The following is a 15,880-nucleotide window of genomic DNA, read 5'->3' as shown; positions in this document are numbered from 1 at the left end:
GTGCTCGTGACCATCATACTGAAGCAACTGGGAGTCCGTTATATTGTTGCCAGGGCAGATACCAAGCTGCACGGAGCCATTCTTCAAAAGATTGGCGTGAACAAGGTGGTTTATGTTGAACACGAAATGGGGGTTGCGTTAGCCCACGGATTGGTCTTGAGTGATGTATCCGATTACGTGTCAGTTGCGGCCAATTATGGCGTTGTAAAGTTAATCGCGCCGAGCCCCTTTGTGGGGAAATCGTTCTCTCAGCTTCAATTGGGATGGAAGGGCAAATTTAAAGTGGCGGTGCTGCTGGTTAAGCGCGGGAAAGAGGTGATTGTGTCGCCGGATCTGAAGGAGGTTGTTCAGGCCGATGATGTCCTGATCCTTTCGGGAAATGACGATGAACTGGAACGCGCGCTGTCTTGGGCTGAGAAGCCCAGTACTGAGGAAACGAAAGCCTCACCATCCGCTTCATGAGGGTCAGTCCGGTAAGGGGCAGAGATCAGGTCATTCATCAAAGCATACCGAGCACCAATGATCCTACCCAAGGGCTAAGAATGGTGTGGTTGAGGGTGTGGTTGAGGGTGCGATGACCGGCTTACTTCGTGAATATAAGCCCGCACGATATCGTGCCGCCGAATGATTCCCAGGCACCGGCTCGGGTCCTTTCGGTCGACGACAGGGATGCGGCCGACCTCTTTAGCGCCAAGTTGCAGCAACACTTCATGAAGCGTTTGATCCGGAGAGGCTACGATCAGAGTTCGCGTCGTGGCGATATCGGCAACAGTTAATACGGTAACGTCGGTACCTTCCTGCCTGGTAATTGCATGAACATCACTGAGGGAGACGATGCCTACCAGATGATTGTCTTCATTGATCACCGGAAATCCAAGTTCACCCTCTTCTTCCATCTGTTTGAGCAACTGAGTAACGGGCATTTCCGGCGGGACGGAATGGAAATCCCGAACCATAACGTCGGAGACCCTTGTGGTCCGCATTACATCGCGCTCCTCCAGGGCTCTTAAATCGATCCCCTTGCGCTTGAGCCGAATGGTATAGATGCTTTCTCTGCTGAAAGCGCGGGCAACGATGACTGCTATGACCACAGCAGCCATCACCGGAAGAATCATTTCATAGCCCCGGGTCAGTTCGAAAAGCATGATGATTGCCGTAATAGGACCCTGAACAACAACAGCAAAAAAAGCGGCCATTCCCACAAGGGCATAAGCGCCGACCGGACCGGTGACGCTGGGGAATATCTCTTGGAAAAGGCTGCCGCAGGCGCTTCCCACCGCAGCACCCATGAAAAGGGAGGGTGCGAACACCCCTCCGCTCCCACCACTGCCCAGCGTTACTGAGGTGGCAAGTACCTTCAGCGCCAGCAAAGCCAGTACCACGATTGCGCCAGCCTGGCCCATGAGGATGCCATCTATAGGACCTGCCCCCAGAAACTCCCCTCCTGCCGCATAGTGATTGCCATATCCAACCCCGAAGATATCTGCCGAAAAGCCGCCGGTAGACACATATCGAAGTGAAATAAAACCCAACACTCCCACAACCAGGCCTCCCACCGCAGGTTTCAGATACATGGGCGTATTCAGTTTCGCAAAGGCGTCCTCCGTTTTGTAAAAGAATCTCATAAAAGCCAAAGCCACAAGGGCTGTGATCAGACCGAGAAGAAGGTAGAGCAGAATCTCCTGATTGTTCTCCATACTGTATTCCGGCACCACAAATGCAGTGGGTCTGTCTTCAGTAAAGATGAACGCTCTGGCAACAATGGCGGCCATCACCGAACTCAGGATGACAAAACCTACATTCCGAGCTATGATGCGCCGCTGGATCACCTCCAGGGCAAAGAAGGCCCCGGCAATCGGGGCATTGAAGGTAGCCGAAACTCCTCCGGCTACGCCGCAGAGCACCATGGTTTCGAGCCATCGCTCCGGAACTCTGAACCACTGACCGATGACGGAGCCTATCGAGCCGCCGATTTGAACGATGGGGCCCTCACGTCCCACGGCGCCGCCACTGCCGATGCATATCGAGGATGCCAGAATCTTAGTTGCAGCCACTCGGGTGCGGATATGTCCGCCTCTGGTAGCGATTGCCTCTATGATTTCAGGGGGGCCTTCACCTTTGGCCTCCCGTGCCAGGAAGTAGACGATCGGTCCAAAAACAAGTCCGCCAAGCATCGGGAGGATGATCACATAGTGATCACCCAGAAAGCTGAATCCCTCGGCGCCCTGATTGAAGAAAAGCCAACTGAAGAACTCAATGGTCTTCCAGAAGGCCAGCGCGCCAAACCCTGCGCAAATCCCGATGATTGCGGCTAAAACGATTCCGGCAGCATCATCTGAGAGCCGGAATAGCGTGTTCCATGGATACATGAGAAAGCCCCGTGGACTGGGGCCTCTAATCTTTAACCCTTGTTTCACCAAAATCTCTTTTGAATCATGACATACTGCCTGACAATGATCCTCATGAATAAAGCTTAGCGTCTATAAGCAGCAATTTCAACCAGGAGGCCCCTTAATCAGTGGACTTTTTTAAGCGATGCTCCGAGCCTGTGTTACCCCTCTCCCATAGAGAATCCACAGGTTGATGCACATGTTCAAATTGACTCTAGAATGAGAATCTGTTAGGATGTTAGTAAACAAATACTCACATATTTCCTCGAAGAAGTCAATTTCCCCAACCGCGGATACCCGATGAACAATGAAGAAACAAAGCTACGCCATCCATATTTTCTTGAAGGGCTATCGATCTTCAAGCTGATCAGATCATGCCCTCCTTTGGATTTGAACTCGGCCTATTACTATTACATCCTGTGTCGGGATTTTGCCGATACCTGCGTTGTTGCTGAGTCTGAAGGCAGGGTTGTTGGTTTTATATCGGCTTACCTCAGGCCTCGTCAGCCGGATTGCATTTTTGTGTGGCAGGTGGCCGTTGATCCTGATTTCAGGGGCCGTCAGATTGCTTCCAGTATGCTGGAATGGTTGATCAAGCAGTTGCACCATCACAAGATTCGTACTATGGAAACAACAGTCTCCCCTTCCAACCAACCCTCACAGGCGCTTTTCAGAGGGTTTACCCAAAGGCATCAAGCGAGCCTTGAGACATCGGAATTTTTGAGGGTCGATCATTTTGAAGATCCGTCGCACGAAGGCGAGATATTGTTTACCATTACATTCTGACTAATAATCGCAAGGAGAAGACGCACATGATTGAGAAAAAGGAATTCAAAAACCAGAACAGGGGTAACACGATGAGTGTCATCGAAGAAATAGAGTCCAATGTCAGGAGCTATGTCCGCGCATTCCCGGTAATATTTGACAGCGCCGAAGGCGCTTTGCTGCGCGATGAGCAAGGAAACGAGTACATCGATTTCTTCGCCGGGGCCGGGGTCTTGAATTACGGCCATAACCATCCCGCTGTGAACAAGGCTATTATCGAGTATTTGCAGCGCAATGGAGTGGTCCACAGCCTGGATATGGCAACATCTGCTAAAATTCGTTTTCTGGAGACGTTTCGTGAGGTGATTCTGGCCCCGCGCAATCTGGATTATAAGGTCCAGTTTACTGGTCCCACCGGCACCAATGCAGTTGAGGCGGCTTTGAAATTGGTGCGCATGGCTAAAGGACGCGCCAATATTATCTCTTTCACCAACGGCTATCACGGACATACCCTCGGCGCTCTTGCCGCAACCGGCAACGACAAATATCGCGATGTGGCTTATGGGTGGAGGATCAATATAGATCACATGCCTTTTGATGGTTATCTGGGAGAGGGCATCAATACTGTCGACTATATACAAAAGTTCATCCGAGACACCAGCAGTGGCGTGGACTTACCCGCAGCCGTGATCGTAGAGACGGTGCAGGGTGAAGGCGGAATCAACGTTGCCAGCTCTCAGTGGCTGAAAGACATGGAGTCCTTGTGCAAAAGGAAAGATATCGCGTTGATCGTCGATGATATTCAGGTAGGCAATGGGCGCACAGGGCGATTTTTCAGCTTTGAAGAAGCCGGGATTACACCCGATATCGTTTGTCTGTCCAAGGCCATTGGCGGCGGCTTGCCGATGGCAATCCTCTTGATACGGCCTGAACTGGATCTATGGGAACCGGGAAGACACACCGGCACCTTCCGGGGCAATAACCTGGCTTTTGTGGCCTCGACAGAAATGCTGAACCTGTACTGGAGAGATGATACCCTTAGCCGGGAGATAGCTCACAAGGGAGAAATAATTCAGGCCAAACTGCAGGAGATGGCCAACAAATATCCTGAGCTTGGCATGTCGGTACGAGGGAGAGGCATGGTTTGGGGACTGGAGCTTCCGCACGCCGGTTTTGCCGCGGGACTATCGGTGAAAGCCTTTGAGAGGCAACTGATTACCGAAACCTCAGGGAGCGAACGTCAGGTTCTGAAACTGTTGCCGCCCCTGGTCATAGAAGAGGAGTTGTTGAGGCGCGGATTGGATATTCTGGCTGAGTCTCTGGATGCTCTTGTGGAGGAAAAGCGATCGGCAGTGGCAGCGGGGGGCAAATTCCTGTGATTATCCGCCGACTGCAAGAGGTGCTGGGAACGGAAAGGGATGTGAAGGCCCCGAACGGCAACTGGGCCAGCCGACGCCTGTTGCTCAAGAACGATGCCATGGGCTTCTCCATGCACGATACCGTTATATATGCCGGAACCGAGACGTATATCTGGTACAAATATCATCTCGAAGCCGTCTATTGTGTGGCGGGAAGAGGTCAGATTAGAGACTTGGAAACCGGGCAGGTTCATCCCATTGAGGACGGCACGCTTTATGCTTTGAACGGGCACGAGCGGCACTATCTGACCGCCTTTGAGGATATGCGGATGATCTGTGTTTTCAATCCCCCTCTCACCGGAAGGGAAGTGCACACCAAAGAGGGATACTATCCGCTCGATGAATCTTGAAGGATGAGATAAGAAGGGTTCCGGAAACAGGTGATATAACAGGCTGACTGTTTCCGGAACCGAGGAAACTTACCGGATTAAGCCGAAGCTTGTGTTCAACATCCCGCAGGACGCAGTTCCCGGGAGAGCGAAGAGCACAGTTCTTGCAGGGGGTGAAACAGGCTCGAGTTGGTGATGTTGCCCAGAAGAGGAGTGATGGAAACCCTGTTTTGTCTTATGGCCCAGATATCGGTTCCTTTCGTCTCTTTCCAGATGGACTCGCCCCTGACGATCCAGTAATAGTCTCTCTTTCCATCGTGCCCTTTCTTGATCTCGTCCTGGTATTTCCTTCCTGCCAGACGGGTCAGTTCAACGCCTTGAATCTGGTCGAGCGGAATGTTGGGGACATTGACATTCAGCAGAGACTTGGGGTGCAAGCCCTTTTGCTGGATATTCATCACCAGGAGTTTGGCAACTGTTGCGGCAACATCAAACCGCGTCTTGGAGTCCGAAATCGCCGTGGAAATAGCGATGGCGGGGGTCTCATAGAAGTTGCCCTGAAAGGCAGCGCCGACTGTTCCGGAGATGAAGACATCGCTGCCCATGTTCAATCCTTCGTTGATTCCGGAGATAACTAGGTCCACACCGCCCGGCGCCACCAGTTTGAGGCCAAGGATTACGCTATCGGCGGGCGTTCCCTCGACCGAATAGGTTTCGATCCCTCGTACAATGCGGGATTCGATTTTCTTCATTCGCAGGGGATGATGGAGGGTGACCGATGTGCCGACCGCGCTCTGTTCGCGATCGGGAGCCACCACCACCACTTCGCTGACTTGCCTGAGCGCATCAACCAGCACCCATAAACCATCGGCTTGTATTCCATCATCGTTGGCTACCAGTATCTTCAAGCGGGTCCCTCCAATATCTTGTTATCGATTAACCGGGTCTTGCCAAACCGGACCGCCAGAGACACCAGCGGGGGTTGGGCCAACTTCTTGAGTTCCTCCAGGGATTCGGTATCAGCCACGCTGATATAATCGATTTGCGCCAGGGGTTCATTCTGAATGAAGCCGATCATCTGGCTCCGTATTTGTTCTCCGTCTCTCTCGCCGCTATCCCACAGCTTTTGTGCCAGTTGGAGCGATTTCCACAAAACCAGAGCGCCTTGGCGTTCCACCGGGTTGAGATAAACGTTTCGGCTGCTCATGGCCAGTCCATCCGGCTCTCGGACCGTGGGAACAGTGATGACGTCCAGATTCATATTAAGGTCGGCGACCATCTTGCGGATAACCAGTAATTGCTGAGCGTCCTTCTGCCCGAAGTAGGCCCGGGTGGGCTCAGTGATGTTGAAAAGCTTGGCTACTACGGTGGTTACGCCTTTGAAGTGGCCGGGGCGCGACGCCCCTTCCAGCTTCCCGGTAATTCCTTCCAGCACCACCCAGGAATTGAACGTTGCCGGATACATGTCCGTTACTTCCGGCATAAAGACGATATCAGTCTTCACCTTCTCCAGCATAGCCAGGTCGCGTTCGGTATCGCGGGGGTATTTCGCAAAGTCTTCCTTGGGACCAAACTGAGTCGGATTGACGAAGATGCTGACCACCGCGGCGTCGTTTTCCGACCTTGCCACACGAACCAGAGTGGTATGCCCTTCGTGCAAATAGCCCATGGTGGGAACAAAGCCCACCGTTCCCGTCAGCTGCTGTCTCATTTCCTTCATTTCGGCGATGGTTCTAGCTATTTTCATAAAATCTGTATCAACCCCCTGTCCCCCAATCTTGGGGGGAGATTAGCAGATAGCGGGGGACACCCCCGAACCCCCGATCAGGTCGAGGGCAGGCCCCCGGCGGGGAAGCGTCCCTGCACCCTCTGAAATCGCTGTCTCTCGAGGGGAGAGGGTGGCTTCCCCAGCATGAGATCACATGGGATCACTCCTATCAGTTATTTCCGACTCCTGTTTGCTATTCCAGAGTGATCGTTCCGCTCTTGCCCCCGCTTTTTTGAACCAGTCGAATGTTATCGATGGTCATTCCCCGATCCACGGCCTTGCACATATCGTAGATGGTCAGCGCGCTCACCGCCACGGCGGTGAGCGCCTCCATTTCCACCCCTGTCTTCTCAGTAGCCTTGACAGTGGCCGTGATGTTCACCGTGCTTTTGGCTTTATTCAATTCGAACTGCAGTCCGATGTTGGTTAGGTGCAAAGGATGGCATAAAGGTATCAATTCAGGGGTTTTCTTGGCCGCCAGGATTCCTGCTGTTTGCGCCACAGCCAGCACATCTCCCTTGGCTGCCTGTCCCTGCTCGATCAGATCAAGCGTTGAGGGTTTCATTTTTACCGAACCTTTGGCGATGGCCACCCGCCCGGTAACGTCTTTATCCGATACATCCACCATGTGAACCTGGCCGGAAGAATCAAAATGCGTCGGCATCTTCGGCGTATCCGATGCTGTTCCGGGCGCGATGGGCTGTTCCCCGATTTCCGGCCTCTTTGTATTCCCGCGGGTAGCCATTTCCACTGCCAACCTGTCGGCTCGCTCATTCTCCGGATGACCGATGTGTCCTTTAATCCAAACCCATTCCACACGGCGACTTTTCGCCAGATCATCGAGCTTTTGCCAGAGATCGTGATTGGCGCGGCGCTTCCAGTTGAGGGTCATCGTGTTGACCAGGTATAGGCTGTCGCTATGGATTCGCACAGCTGAGTTTTGAGGCACAGCGGTCAATCCCTCGATTGCCGCGGAGAGTTCCATCCGGTTGTTGGTTGTCTTATCGGCGCTTCCTTTCAGCTCAACTCTCCGGCCATCTTGCACTACTATCGCCGCCCAGCCTCCGGGGCCGGGATTGCCTGAACATGCCCCATCGGTATAGATTTCGATCATTTCTCTCAGCCTCCAATCTGGCACATGTTCCGGTTTCTGGCGGTTGTGCCGACCTCAAGTTTGTGGCCTTCCGGCTTGGCTGCGATAGCTTGTTTCATCAAGCCTTTGATTTCTTCAAGCGAAGCGCCTCGGCGCAAGGGCTCGCGGAGGTCAATTTCTCCATCGGAAAGGAGGCAGGGGCGCAACTTCCCATCCGCGGTCAGGCGCAGCCGATTGCACTTGAAGCAGAAGTGTTCGCTGACGGCGCTGATAAAACCGATTGTTCCTTTGGCCTGGGGGAAAGAGAAATACTTTGCCGGACCGTTTCCGGCCAGCAGGTGTGGATCGAGTGGTCCCAAAACTGAGATCCGCTCCATGATATCGGAAACCGGCATGAACCAGCTCTCCCATTTCGGGGCTTGCTCCCCGACCGGCATGAACTCGATGAATCGGATGTGCCATTCCTGTTCGATGGTCGCGCGGGCAAAATCAACCAGCTCATCATCGTTTATGCCGCGCATGACCACCATATTGATCTTTACCGGGCGGAGTCCTGCTGCTTGAGCGGACAGGATTCCCCTGAGCGTGTCTTCGAGTTTTCCGACTCGAGTGATCTTCTCGAATCGTTCCGGGCGGAGCGTATCGAGGCTGACGTTGACTCGTTTGAGTCCTGCTTCCTTGAGTTCCTGAGCGTAAGAGCTCAGGAGGATTCCGTTTGTCGTCAGAGAGAGATCATCGATGCCTTCTATTTCAGACAACATTCGAATCAGGCTGCTCAAGTGGGCTCGAACGAGGGGTTCGCCGCCGGTGATTCGTACCTTGGTGATTCCCACCTCGGCTGCCGCTTTGGCGATGAGGCACACTTCCTCGTAGCTGAGGACATCGCCGTGGGATAATAGGCGGATGCCTTCATGCGGCATGCAATAAATGCAACGCAGGTTACAGCGATCGGTGACCGAAATGCGCAGGTAGTTGATCGGGCGGTGAAAAGAATCGGAAATACCGGTCATCAAAGTCTATCCGAGAATCGAAATAGGAGACATCCCTGTCAACCTCTGCTCCTATTCTACCACATCGATGGCGGGAAACTTAAAGCGAATCTTCGCGGATCAGGCGTTAACAGTCCGAGAGAAATATCCCCTATTCTGGTATGTATTTTAAGTCCAGACTCAAGTCTGCGGACTTTTGGACTGGGATTTAATCCAATCCCTTTCAGATCTTTTGAGACCTCTCACGACAAGATCATAGGAGTGGTCGATCATTTTGAAGACCTCCTCCTCCGGTACGGTGCCGTCGATTTCCACCGTGTTCCAATGCTGCTTGTTCATGTGATATCCTGGCTTGACGGAGGGGTATTTGCGGCGGAGTTCCAGCGCCAGTGCAGGATCGCACTTCAGATTTACCGTGGTGGTTCCTTCTCTGATTTTGATCAGGGCGAACATCTTCCCGGCGACTTTGATGGCCAGCACCTCATCCCCAAAAGGCAGGTCTTCCGCCGAGCCCTTTTTCTGCAGACAGTAGGTTCGTATCGAAGCTGAATTCATCATTTCTGGTGGCAGGGTGTGGAAGTAGTCTGCCTCAACCCCCGATCTCGGTCGAGGGCAGGGGTGTTCATTTCTTCCCTTTCGCTTTGACGAAGATTTCCTGCGCTGCGTCAACGCTGACACCATCATGGATAATGGCGCGAAGTGACTTGATCATGGCCACCGGATGGGCAGCTTGCCAGATATTCCTTCCCAGGTTCACACCAATGGCTCCTCGCTGCATGCCATCGTGAACAAACTCAAAGACTTCGCGCTCGCTCTCAGTTTTTGGACCACCCGCCATCACCACTGGCACGGGGCAGCCATTGGTCACCTTATCGAAATCCTCGCACCAGTAAGTTTTTACCACTCTGGCCCCAAGTTCAGCTGCAATTCGAGAGCAAAGGGCAAGGTAGCGAGCCTCCCGTTTTTCCAGCTCTTTGCCCACGGCGGTAACGGCCATCACCGGAATGCCGTATTTTTCCCCTTCATCGACGAGCCTGGCCAGGTTCAGGAGCGATTGCTTTTCATAGTCGGTGCCCACAAATATCGAGATTCCCACTGCCGCCACGTTCAGGCGAATGGCTTCTTCCATCGATGTGGTGATGCCTTCATCGGCAAGGTCCTTTCCGATGACGCTCGATCCTCCGGAAACTCTCAAAATAATCGGCTTGGTGTTTGTGGGGCTGATGGACGAACGGAGTACCCCACGGGTGACGAAGAGCGCATCAGCATAAGGCAGCAGAGGTTTGACAGTTTCGCCTGGTCTCTCCAAGCGGCGCGTCGGGCCTTGAAAGTATCCGTGGTCGATGGGCAAAAAGAGGCAATGTCCATCTGTTTGGATCAGTTGAGCCAGTCGATTCTCCATTCCCCAGTCCATGTTCATTTCCCCCTTTGATTTTAAGAAAAGTTTTAAGCTATGGTCAACCCCCTGGCCCCCACTCTTGGGGGGAGAGGGGAAATTTGGGGGACACCCCCAAACCCCCGGCAGGGAAGCGTCCCTGCACTTTCTGAAATCCCTCCTTCTCTACGGGAGAGGGTAGGTGAGGGTGATTCCCCAACGGGCGATCACAGGGAATCGCCCCTGCTGACAATGGAATCTTATCCTCAAGCCCTGTTGCGAAATATAAGGTGCCTCTCCCAGGCTGAGGACGGTTGCGGGAAATCGGTGCGGAAATGAGCGCCGCGGCTTTCTTCCCGGATCAGAGCCGCTTCGATGATAAGGCGTCCCACCAGCACCATATTGCAAAGCTCGTAATAAGGTCGATCGGTCGGTGTTCCCAGGGTGTTGTTCCAGTGAGCCAGAATTCGGGCGGCTTCCTCCAGCTTCTCCTTGCTTCGAACGATCCCCGCATTTTCCCACATGAGCGATTGAAGGATCGAAAGCCTCAGAGGCGTACTGACAGTCGAAGTATCGTGCGTTCTTAAACTGAAAAGGTCTTTCTTATCGGTTGGGTGAGTTGATGTGCTCGATTTTTCCCGTGCCTGTTGAATAATACGCTTGCTGAAAACCAGCACTTCCATCAGCGAATTGGAGGCCAACCGATTGGCTCCGTGAACGCCGGTGCAGGCAGCTTCTCCGCAGGCGAAAAGCCCGGAGATGTTAGTCTCTCCCCACACGTTGGTTTTGACTCCTCCCATCATGTAGTGGGCGGCCGGGGCTACCGGGATGAGCCCTTTAGTGATGTTCAGGCCGTGGTCCAGGCAGAATCGATAGATGGTCGGGAAACGGGTGGTGATGGTCCGATAGGGAAGGTGGGTGACGTCGAGGAAAGCCCGATCGCTCTGGGTCTTCGTCATCTCGGCGACAATGCCTCGAGCCACAATATCGCGAGGGGCCAGCTCTGCATCAGGAGTGTAATCGGGCATAAAGCGATGTCCATCAACGTTCCGCAGAAGTCCGCCTTCCCCTCTGACAGCTTCGCTGATGAGGAACGGCGGGACGCCGGGAAGCCGGATGGCCGTAGGATGGAACTGAAAGAATTCCATATCCGTGATCTCGGCTCCGGCTTTATAAGCCAGCGCGATGCCATCGCCGGTGGCCACATCCGGGTTGGTGGTCAGTTTGAAAAGCCGCCCTGCACCTCCGGTCGCCAGGATGATATTCGAGGAGACAAATTCCTCTGTTGCCCCGATTTGGGAATCGAAAGCGATCACCCCGCAGGCAACTCCATCTCTCACCTCGATCTCTGTAGCCAGGCAGTTTTCCATGATGGTAATGTTGTGCGCAGCGCGAACGGCCCGGCTCAATGTGACCTCGATCCGTTCACCGGTGGCGTCGCCACCGGCATGCAGGATTCGGGGGACGCTGTGGGCGGCTTCTCGGGTGAGGGCAATCTCGCCGTTCTGGGTATCGAAGGGAACCCCGACTTCGATGAGGTCGGAAATGCGGTCTCCGGCTTCCTCTACCAGAATCCGTACTGCTTCCGGATTGCACAGACCGGCGCCTGCCGCCATCGTATCCTCAAAGTGGCGCTGGGGAGAATCGCCGTGACCGATGGGAGCGGCGATGCCTCCCTGGGCATACTTAGTGTTGCATTCATCGATGCTGCCCTTGGTCAAAACGAGTATGCTTCCGAATTCGCGGGCTGCCAGAAGGGAAGTATAGAGACCGGCAATTCCGCTTCCGATGATGATGACGTCGAACTTTTTATCCCGCATGGCTATTCCTTTTCAAGCCTCCCCTGAAGCGACCAGGGGCCAGCGCTTTTGATTTCGATCTGGATCAGTTTCCCAAGGTGGTTCTCCGGGCTGCTGAAGAACACTAGTTTATCAGTTCTGGTGCGGCTTTGCCACCGCCCGCCTTTGCAATCTTCAACCAGCACTTCAACGGTCTGCCCAACGAGGCTCGAATTAATATCCATTGAGACTCGCTCTTGAAGCGCCTCCACCTGCTGTAACCGTTTCATCTTTTCATCGGCAGGCACATCGTCTTCCAGATTAATGGAAGCGATTGTCCCCGGACGTGGAGAGTAGGCGGCCACGTGGACGGTATCGAAGTGGAATTCCTCCAGCAGGTCGAAGGTTTGCTGAAATTGTTGCGGTGTCTCTCCGGGGAAGCCGACGATCACATCCGTGCTCAAGGCAACATTGGGGATTGTAGCGCGAATGCGGCCGATCAGGTCCTTGTATTGCTCGATGGTGTATCCTCGCCGCATGGCTTTGAGGATATCATTGCTGCCTGCCTGTGCCGGAAGGCTGATATGCTCGCAGACTTTATCGAGGGTAGCGATGGCCTCGATGATATGCTGGCTCATGTCTTTGGGATGGGAGGTCAGGAATCGGATGCGGGTCAGTCCATCGATCTGGTTGATTTCCTTCAGTAGATCGGCGAGGTCTGGCCTATCGGGCAGGTCGTGGCCGTAGGAATCGACGTTCTGACCCAGCAATGTCACCTCTTTGATGCCACGCCCGGACAGACTCTGAATTTCGGAGGTGATCTCTATCAAGGGGCGACTCTTCTCCCTGCCGCGTCGATAGGGAACGATGCAGTAGGAGCAGAAATTATTGCAGCCCTGGATGATGGGCACATAGGCAGAGGGGGAAAAGCGGGATGAGGCGGCTGGAATCTCTGGGGACGCAGGCAAAACGTGCTCTGCGGCAAAATCGAGCAATTGATCAAACGTTTGAGGCTTCATGAAGAAATCGACGTGCGGGAATCTACTTTGGAGGGAGCCGATATCGGAATCGACCAGGCAGCCGGTGAGGCCGATGGTGACATCAGGCCGCTTTCTCTTGAGCGCCTTCAAATTGGTGAGTTTGTTGCGGACCTTGTCCTCGGCGCTTTGCCGGACCGCGCAGCTATTGAGCACGATGATATCAGCATCCTCGGCTTTCTGAGCCTCTCGGTAACCCAATTGGCGCAACTTGCTCGCCAGGGAATCTGAGTCTGCCTTGTTCATCTGGCAGCCGATTGTCCATATATAAAACGTATTCATAGCCAAGCGCTACTGATTATAGCATACCCCATCGGGCAAAACGGCGCCATTTTTTCAAGACGGGCAACGGTCTAGCCGAAGGCCATGTCTCCATCAATTCGGGGGCGAAAGCGGTCAGTGAATCGAACCTTTTCAAAACTGGTTGAATGGATTTTCAAGGAACAAAATGAGCCAGGCCTACCCCTGAGTGTTAGCATGTAGTGAAGTTCGGTGTTAGACCTGTATTCGATAGTGATATTTGATGGTACATTTGAATGTGACATCATACGGAAAACTCTGGGAAGGTGAAGTCTGTTCATTTGAAAACAGCGCCCTATTTTTGACGTTAGAAATGAGGTCTGACATGCAACAATATAATACTCCCACCAAGATACTGATTATCGAGGACGACGACTCTTTGAGTCGATTGATCCACATGACGCTTGAAAAAGCTGGTTTTGATGTCAGTTGCGCTTCAAGCGGAGTTGAAGTGATCCAGCGGCTGGATTGCTATGGCGATACCCTGTTTCTGCTCGACTATCAATTAAAAGATATGACCGCCAAGCAACTGCTGGAAATCATGTGGGCCAGAGGTTTCCGCATTCCATTTATGGTGATGACGGGACAGGGTGATGAGAAGCTGGCTGTGGAGATGATGAAGCTCGGCGCTTGTGATTATGTGATCAAAGATCGCGGTTTTATCCGCTACCTGCCCAAAATGCTCTCCAGGGTGATCGATCAGCTCGAGATAAAGGGAAAGCTGGCCAGAACCGAGATCAGGTTGCGGGAAAGTGAGGAACGCTTCAGGGCGCTCATCGAAAACTCCCCGGATTCCATCGCCATTGTAGATATGAATCACCAGGTCGTCTACGCCAATCCGACTTACAAAGGATTGACCGGATGTGAACCCGGAGAGAGGCTGGATGCAAGTCTTTTCAGCCGAATCCACCCCGACGATCTTTCAGGGATGGAACAAGTTGTTGAAACAATGATGATCCATAAAGCCAGAGATGTCCAGTTTACAGTTCGGATTACGGATGGCCGTGGCGGATGGCTGACGGTGCAGGCGATAACCAATAATCTGAGCGATAATCCAGCCATTCGGGGGATTGTTCTCAGTTGCCGGGATATCACAGCGCATATGGAAGCGCAACAGGCGCTCCAGAAAGCCAAGGAGGAAGCGGATCGGGTCAACAAGCAACTGGAGCTGTCCATCCAACGCGCTAACACACTGGCGGTGCAGGCGGAATCGGCAAGCAAGGCGAAAAGTGAATTCCTGGCGAGCATGAGTCATGAGATTCGCACACCCATGAATGCTATCCTGGGTATGGCCGATCTCCTGAGCGAAACCGAGCTTACGACAGAACAGGAACGATACGTCAACACCTTCCAATCGGCGGGAGAGAACCTGCTAAGGCTAATCAACGATATTCTGGATATTTCAAAGGTGGAGGCCGGGCATCTTGAGTTGGAAACGGTTGAATTTGATTTGATCGAGCTCCTTGATACGCTGTGCGATGTGATGGCCGTTCGAGCTCATGAAAAATATATAGAACTGACCCATTACATTAGACCGGATGTCCCCACGCAACTCGTGGGCGATCCGACTCGCGTACGGCAGATATTCACCAATCTGATCGGAAACGCCATCAAGTTTACCGAGGAAGGCGGTGTTTTCGTGGAGGTGAAAACCGATGGCAAAATAACCACTACTCAGGGGTATGACGAGATAGAACTTGTCTGCTCCGTGTGCGATGACGGGATAGGCATTCCGCCGGATTATTTTGACAGCATGTTTAGCGTTTTCACCCAAGCCGACGCATCAATCACTCGCAAGCATGGCGGAACTGGGCTGGGATTGGCTATTTCCAAACAACTGACTGAACTGATGGGGGGGAGCATCTGGGTTGACAGCGAATTAGGGAAAGGAAGCACCTTCTATTTCCGAATCAAACTGAAGGTGCAGAACAAGCCTCAAAACCAGAGACCGTCGTTGTCGGCAGTTGATTTGCCGGAGGGACTGCGAGCGCTGGTAGTGGATGATACCCCGGCCAACAGGCTTATCCTCAACAAAATACTGACGGAAATGGGTGCCAGAGTGGACGAAGCCGAGGATGGCGATCAAGGGTTTACCGCATTCAAGCAAGCCTACGCCAAAGATGACCCATATCAACTGGTTATGCTGGATTCCCGCATGCCGACCACAGACGGATTTGAAATGATGGAAAAGATCAATCTGGAATTCGGACCTCATAACACCATCATCATGATGCTTGCCTCGGATAACCGAAGCGGCGATATTGCCCGGGCCAAACAGATGGGAATCGCCTCTTATCTGGTGAAACCGGTCAAGCGAAATGACCTGCTTCGGGTTATTGCCGATAATTTGGGCCATGCCAAATCCACTCAAGAAACGGATTCAAATCGGCTGAAAAACCAGGATGACCTGCAATTCCTCGAAGCCATGAGAATTCTGCTGGTTGAGGATAATCCGGATAACAGCCTGCTGATCCAGTCTTTCCTCAAGAAAGCCCCCTGTGAAATAGAGACTGCGCAGAATGGCGAACTGGCCATCGGCAGATTTAAGAGCGCCAGATATGATCTGGTGCTTATGGATGTTCAAATGCCGGTGCGGGACGGATACTCGGCAACGCGGGAAATTCGTAAATGGGAAAAG

14 protein-coding genes and 1 pseudogene are annotated in these 15,880 nt (G+C 53.0%); 5 read left to right on the top strand and 10 right to left on the bottom strand.

All coding sequences use genetic code 11. From position 1 onward, the window contains the following. The coding region (locus PHV74_10205; GenBank protein ID MDD5094734.1) for a TrkA C-terminal domain-containing protein at positions 1-462 on the top strand (462 nt) is incomplete at its 5' end. Positions 463-536: 74 nt separating this feature from the next. Here PHV74_10205 and PHV74_10200 read toward each other — a convergent pair. After that, positions 537-2,369: a chloride channel protein gene (locus tag PHV74_10200; GenBank protein ID MDD5094733.1), complete on the bottom strand. Its 1,833-nt coding sequence runs from the start codon at positions 2,367-2,369 to the stop codon at positions 537-539. 321 nt (positions 2,370-2,690) lie between these two features. On the opposite strand from PHV74_10200, the gene ectA reads away from it, so the two are divergent. The 3 genes from ectA (at position 2,691) to PHV74_10185 (ending at position 4,923) form a co-directional block, all read left to right on the top strand. Then, a complete protein-coding gene (ectA, locus tag PHV74_10195) occupies positions 2,691-3,176 on the top strand; it encodes a diaminobutyrate acetyltransferase (GenBank protein MDD5094732.1) in 486 nt (161 codons plus the stop codon). 71 nt (positions 3,177-3,247) lie between these two features. Then, the gene (gene ectB, locus PHV74_10190; protein ID MDD5094731.1) at positions 3,248-4,534 is read left to right on the top strand and encodes a diaminobutyrate--2-oxoglutarate transaminase; all 1,287 of its coding nucleotides are present in this window, start codon (positions 3,248-3,250) and stop codon (positions 4,532-4,534) included. Further along, the gene (locus PHV74_10185; GenBank protein MDD5094730.1) at positions 4,531-4,923 is read left to right on the top strand and encodes an ectoine synthase; all 393 of its coding nucleotides are present in this window, start codon (positions 4,531-4,533) and stop codon (positions 4,921-4,923) included. Before ectB ends, PHV74_10185 begins: the two co-directional genes overlap by 4 nt. Positions 4,924-5,018: 95 nt before the next feature. Here PHV74_10185 and surE read toward each other — a convergent pair whose 3' ends face one another. From surE to miaB, 9 genes and pseudogenes are all read right to left on the bottom strand, one after another. Further along, entirely contained in the window at positions 5,019-5,810 is a 792-nt protein-coding gene (surE, locus tag PHV74_10180) for a 5'/3'-nucleotidase SurE (GenBank protein MDD5094729.1), read from the bottom strand. Beyond that, positions 5,807-6,649: a pantoate--beta-alanine ligase gene (panC, locus tag PHV74_10175; protein MDD5094728.1), complete on the bottom strand. Its 843-nt coding sequence runs from the start codon at positions 6,647-6,649 to the stop codon at positions 5,807-5,809. Before panC ends, surE begins: the two co-directional genes overlap by 4 nt. Positions 6,650-6,863: 214 nt before the next feature. Further along, on the bottom strand, positions 6,864-7,334 hold the full coding sequence (moaC, locus tag PHV74_10170) for a cyclic pyranopterin monophosphate synthase MoaC (protein MDD5094727.1): 471 nt from the start codon (positions 7,332-7,334) through the stop codon (positions 6,864-6,866). Between the two features lie 87 nt (positions 7,335-7,421). Beyond that, positions 7,422-7,784, bottom strand: a pseudogene (locus tag PHV74_10165) (ribonuclease HI). Positions 7,785-7,789: 5 nt separating this feature from the next. Then, on the bottom strand, positions 7,790-8,764 hold the full coding sequence (gene moaA / locus PHV74_10160) for a GTP 3',8-cyclase MoaA (GenBank protein MDD5094726.1): 975 nt from the start codon (positions 8,762-8,764) through the stop codon (positions 7,790-7,792). Between the two features lie 168 nt (positions 8,765-8,932). Further along, entirely contained in the window at positions 8,933-9,307 is a 375-nt protein-coding gene (locus PHV74_10155) for an MmcQ/YjbR family DNA-binding protein (GenBank protein ID MDD5094725.1), read from the bottom strand. 67 nt (positions 9,308-9,374) lie between these two features. Next, positions 9,375-10,277 (bottom strand): 3-hydroxy-5-phosphonooxypentane-2,4-dione thiolase, encoded by a 903-nt coding sequence (gene lsrF / locus PHV74_10150; protein ID MDD5094724.1) that lies wholly within the window; start codon positions 10,275-10,277, stop codon positions 9,375-9,377. A gap of 116 nt (positions 10,278-10,393) precedes the next feature. Next, positions 10,394-11,947, bottom strand: a complete 1,554-nt coding sequence (gene nadB, locus PHV74_10145) for an L-aspartate oxidase (protein MDD5094723.1) — start codon at positions 11,945-11,947, stop codon at positions 10,394-10,396. A 2-nt stretch (positions 11,948-11,949) separates the two neighbouring features. Further along, positions 11,950-13,224 (bottom strand): tRNA (N6-isopentenyl adenosine(37)-C2)-methylthiotransferase MiaB, encoded by a 1,275-nt coding sequence (gene miaB / locus PHV74_10140; protein MDD5094722.1) that lies wholly within the window; start codon positions 13,222-13,224, stop codon positions 11,950-11,952. 343 nt (positions 13,225-13,567) lie between these two features. Between miaB and PHV74_10135 the strand changes: the two genes are divergently transcribed. Then, on the top strand, positions 13,568-15,880 hold a 2,313-nt coding region (locus PHV74_10135), incomplete at its 3' end, for a response regulator (GenBank protein ID MDD5094721.1).

It is taken from the genome of Dehalococcoidia bacterium, from assembly GCA_028711995.1.
In the GTDB taxonomy this organism is placed as follows: Bacteria; Chloroflexota; Dehalococcoidia; order SZUA-161; family SpSt-899; genus JAQTRE01.
This window is presented reverse-complemented; position numbering and strand designations above follow the sequence as displayed.

Bases quoted from the DNA above. Each gene is read 5' to 3' on its own strand.
- PHV74_10200 (MDD5094733.1), bottom strand. From the start codon at position 2,369: ATGTATCCATGGAACACGCTATTCCGGCTCTCAGATGATGCTGCCGGA.
- ectA (MDD5094732.1), top strand. From the start codon at position 2,691: ATGAACAATGAAGAAACAAAGCTACGCCATCCATATTTTCTTGAAGGG.
- ectB (MDD5094731.1), top strand. From the start codon at position 3,248: ATGAGTGTCATCGAAGAAATAGAGTCCAATGTCAGGAGCTATGTCCGC.
- panC (MDD5094728.1), bottom strand. From the start codon at position 6,649: ATGAAAATAGCTAGAACCATCGCCGAAATGAAGGAAATGAGACAGCAG.
- moaC (MDD5094727.1), bottom strand. From the start codon at position 7,334: ATGCCGACGCATTTTGATTCTTCCGGCCAGGTTCACATGGTGGATGTA.
- PHV74_10155 (MDD5094725.1), bottom strand. From the start codon at position 9,307: ATGAATTCAGCTTCGATACGAACCTACTGTCTGCAGAAAAAGGGCTCG.
- nadB (MDD5094723.1), bottom strand. From the start codon at position 11,947: ATGCGGGATAAAAAGTTCGACGTCATCATCATCGGAAGCGGAATTGCC.
- miaB (MDD5094722.1), bottom strand. From the start codon at position 13,224: ATGAATACGTTTTATATATGGACAATCGGCTGCCAGATGAACAAGGCA.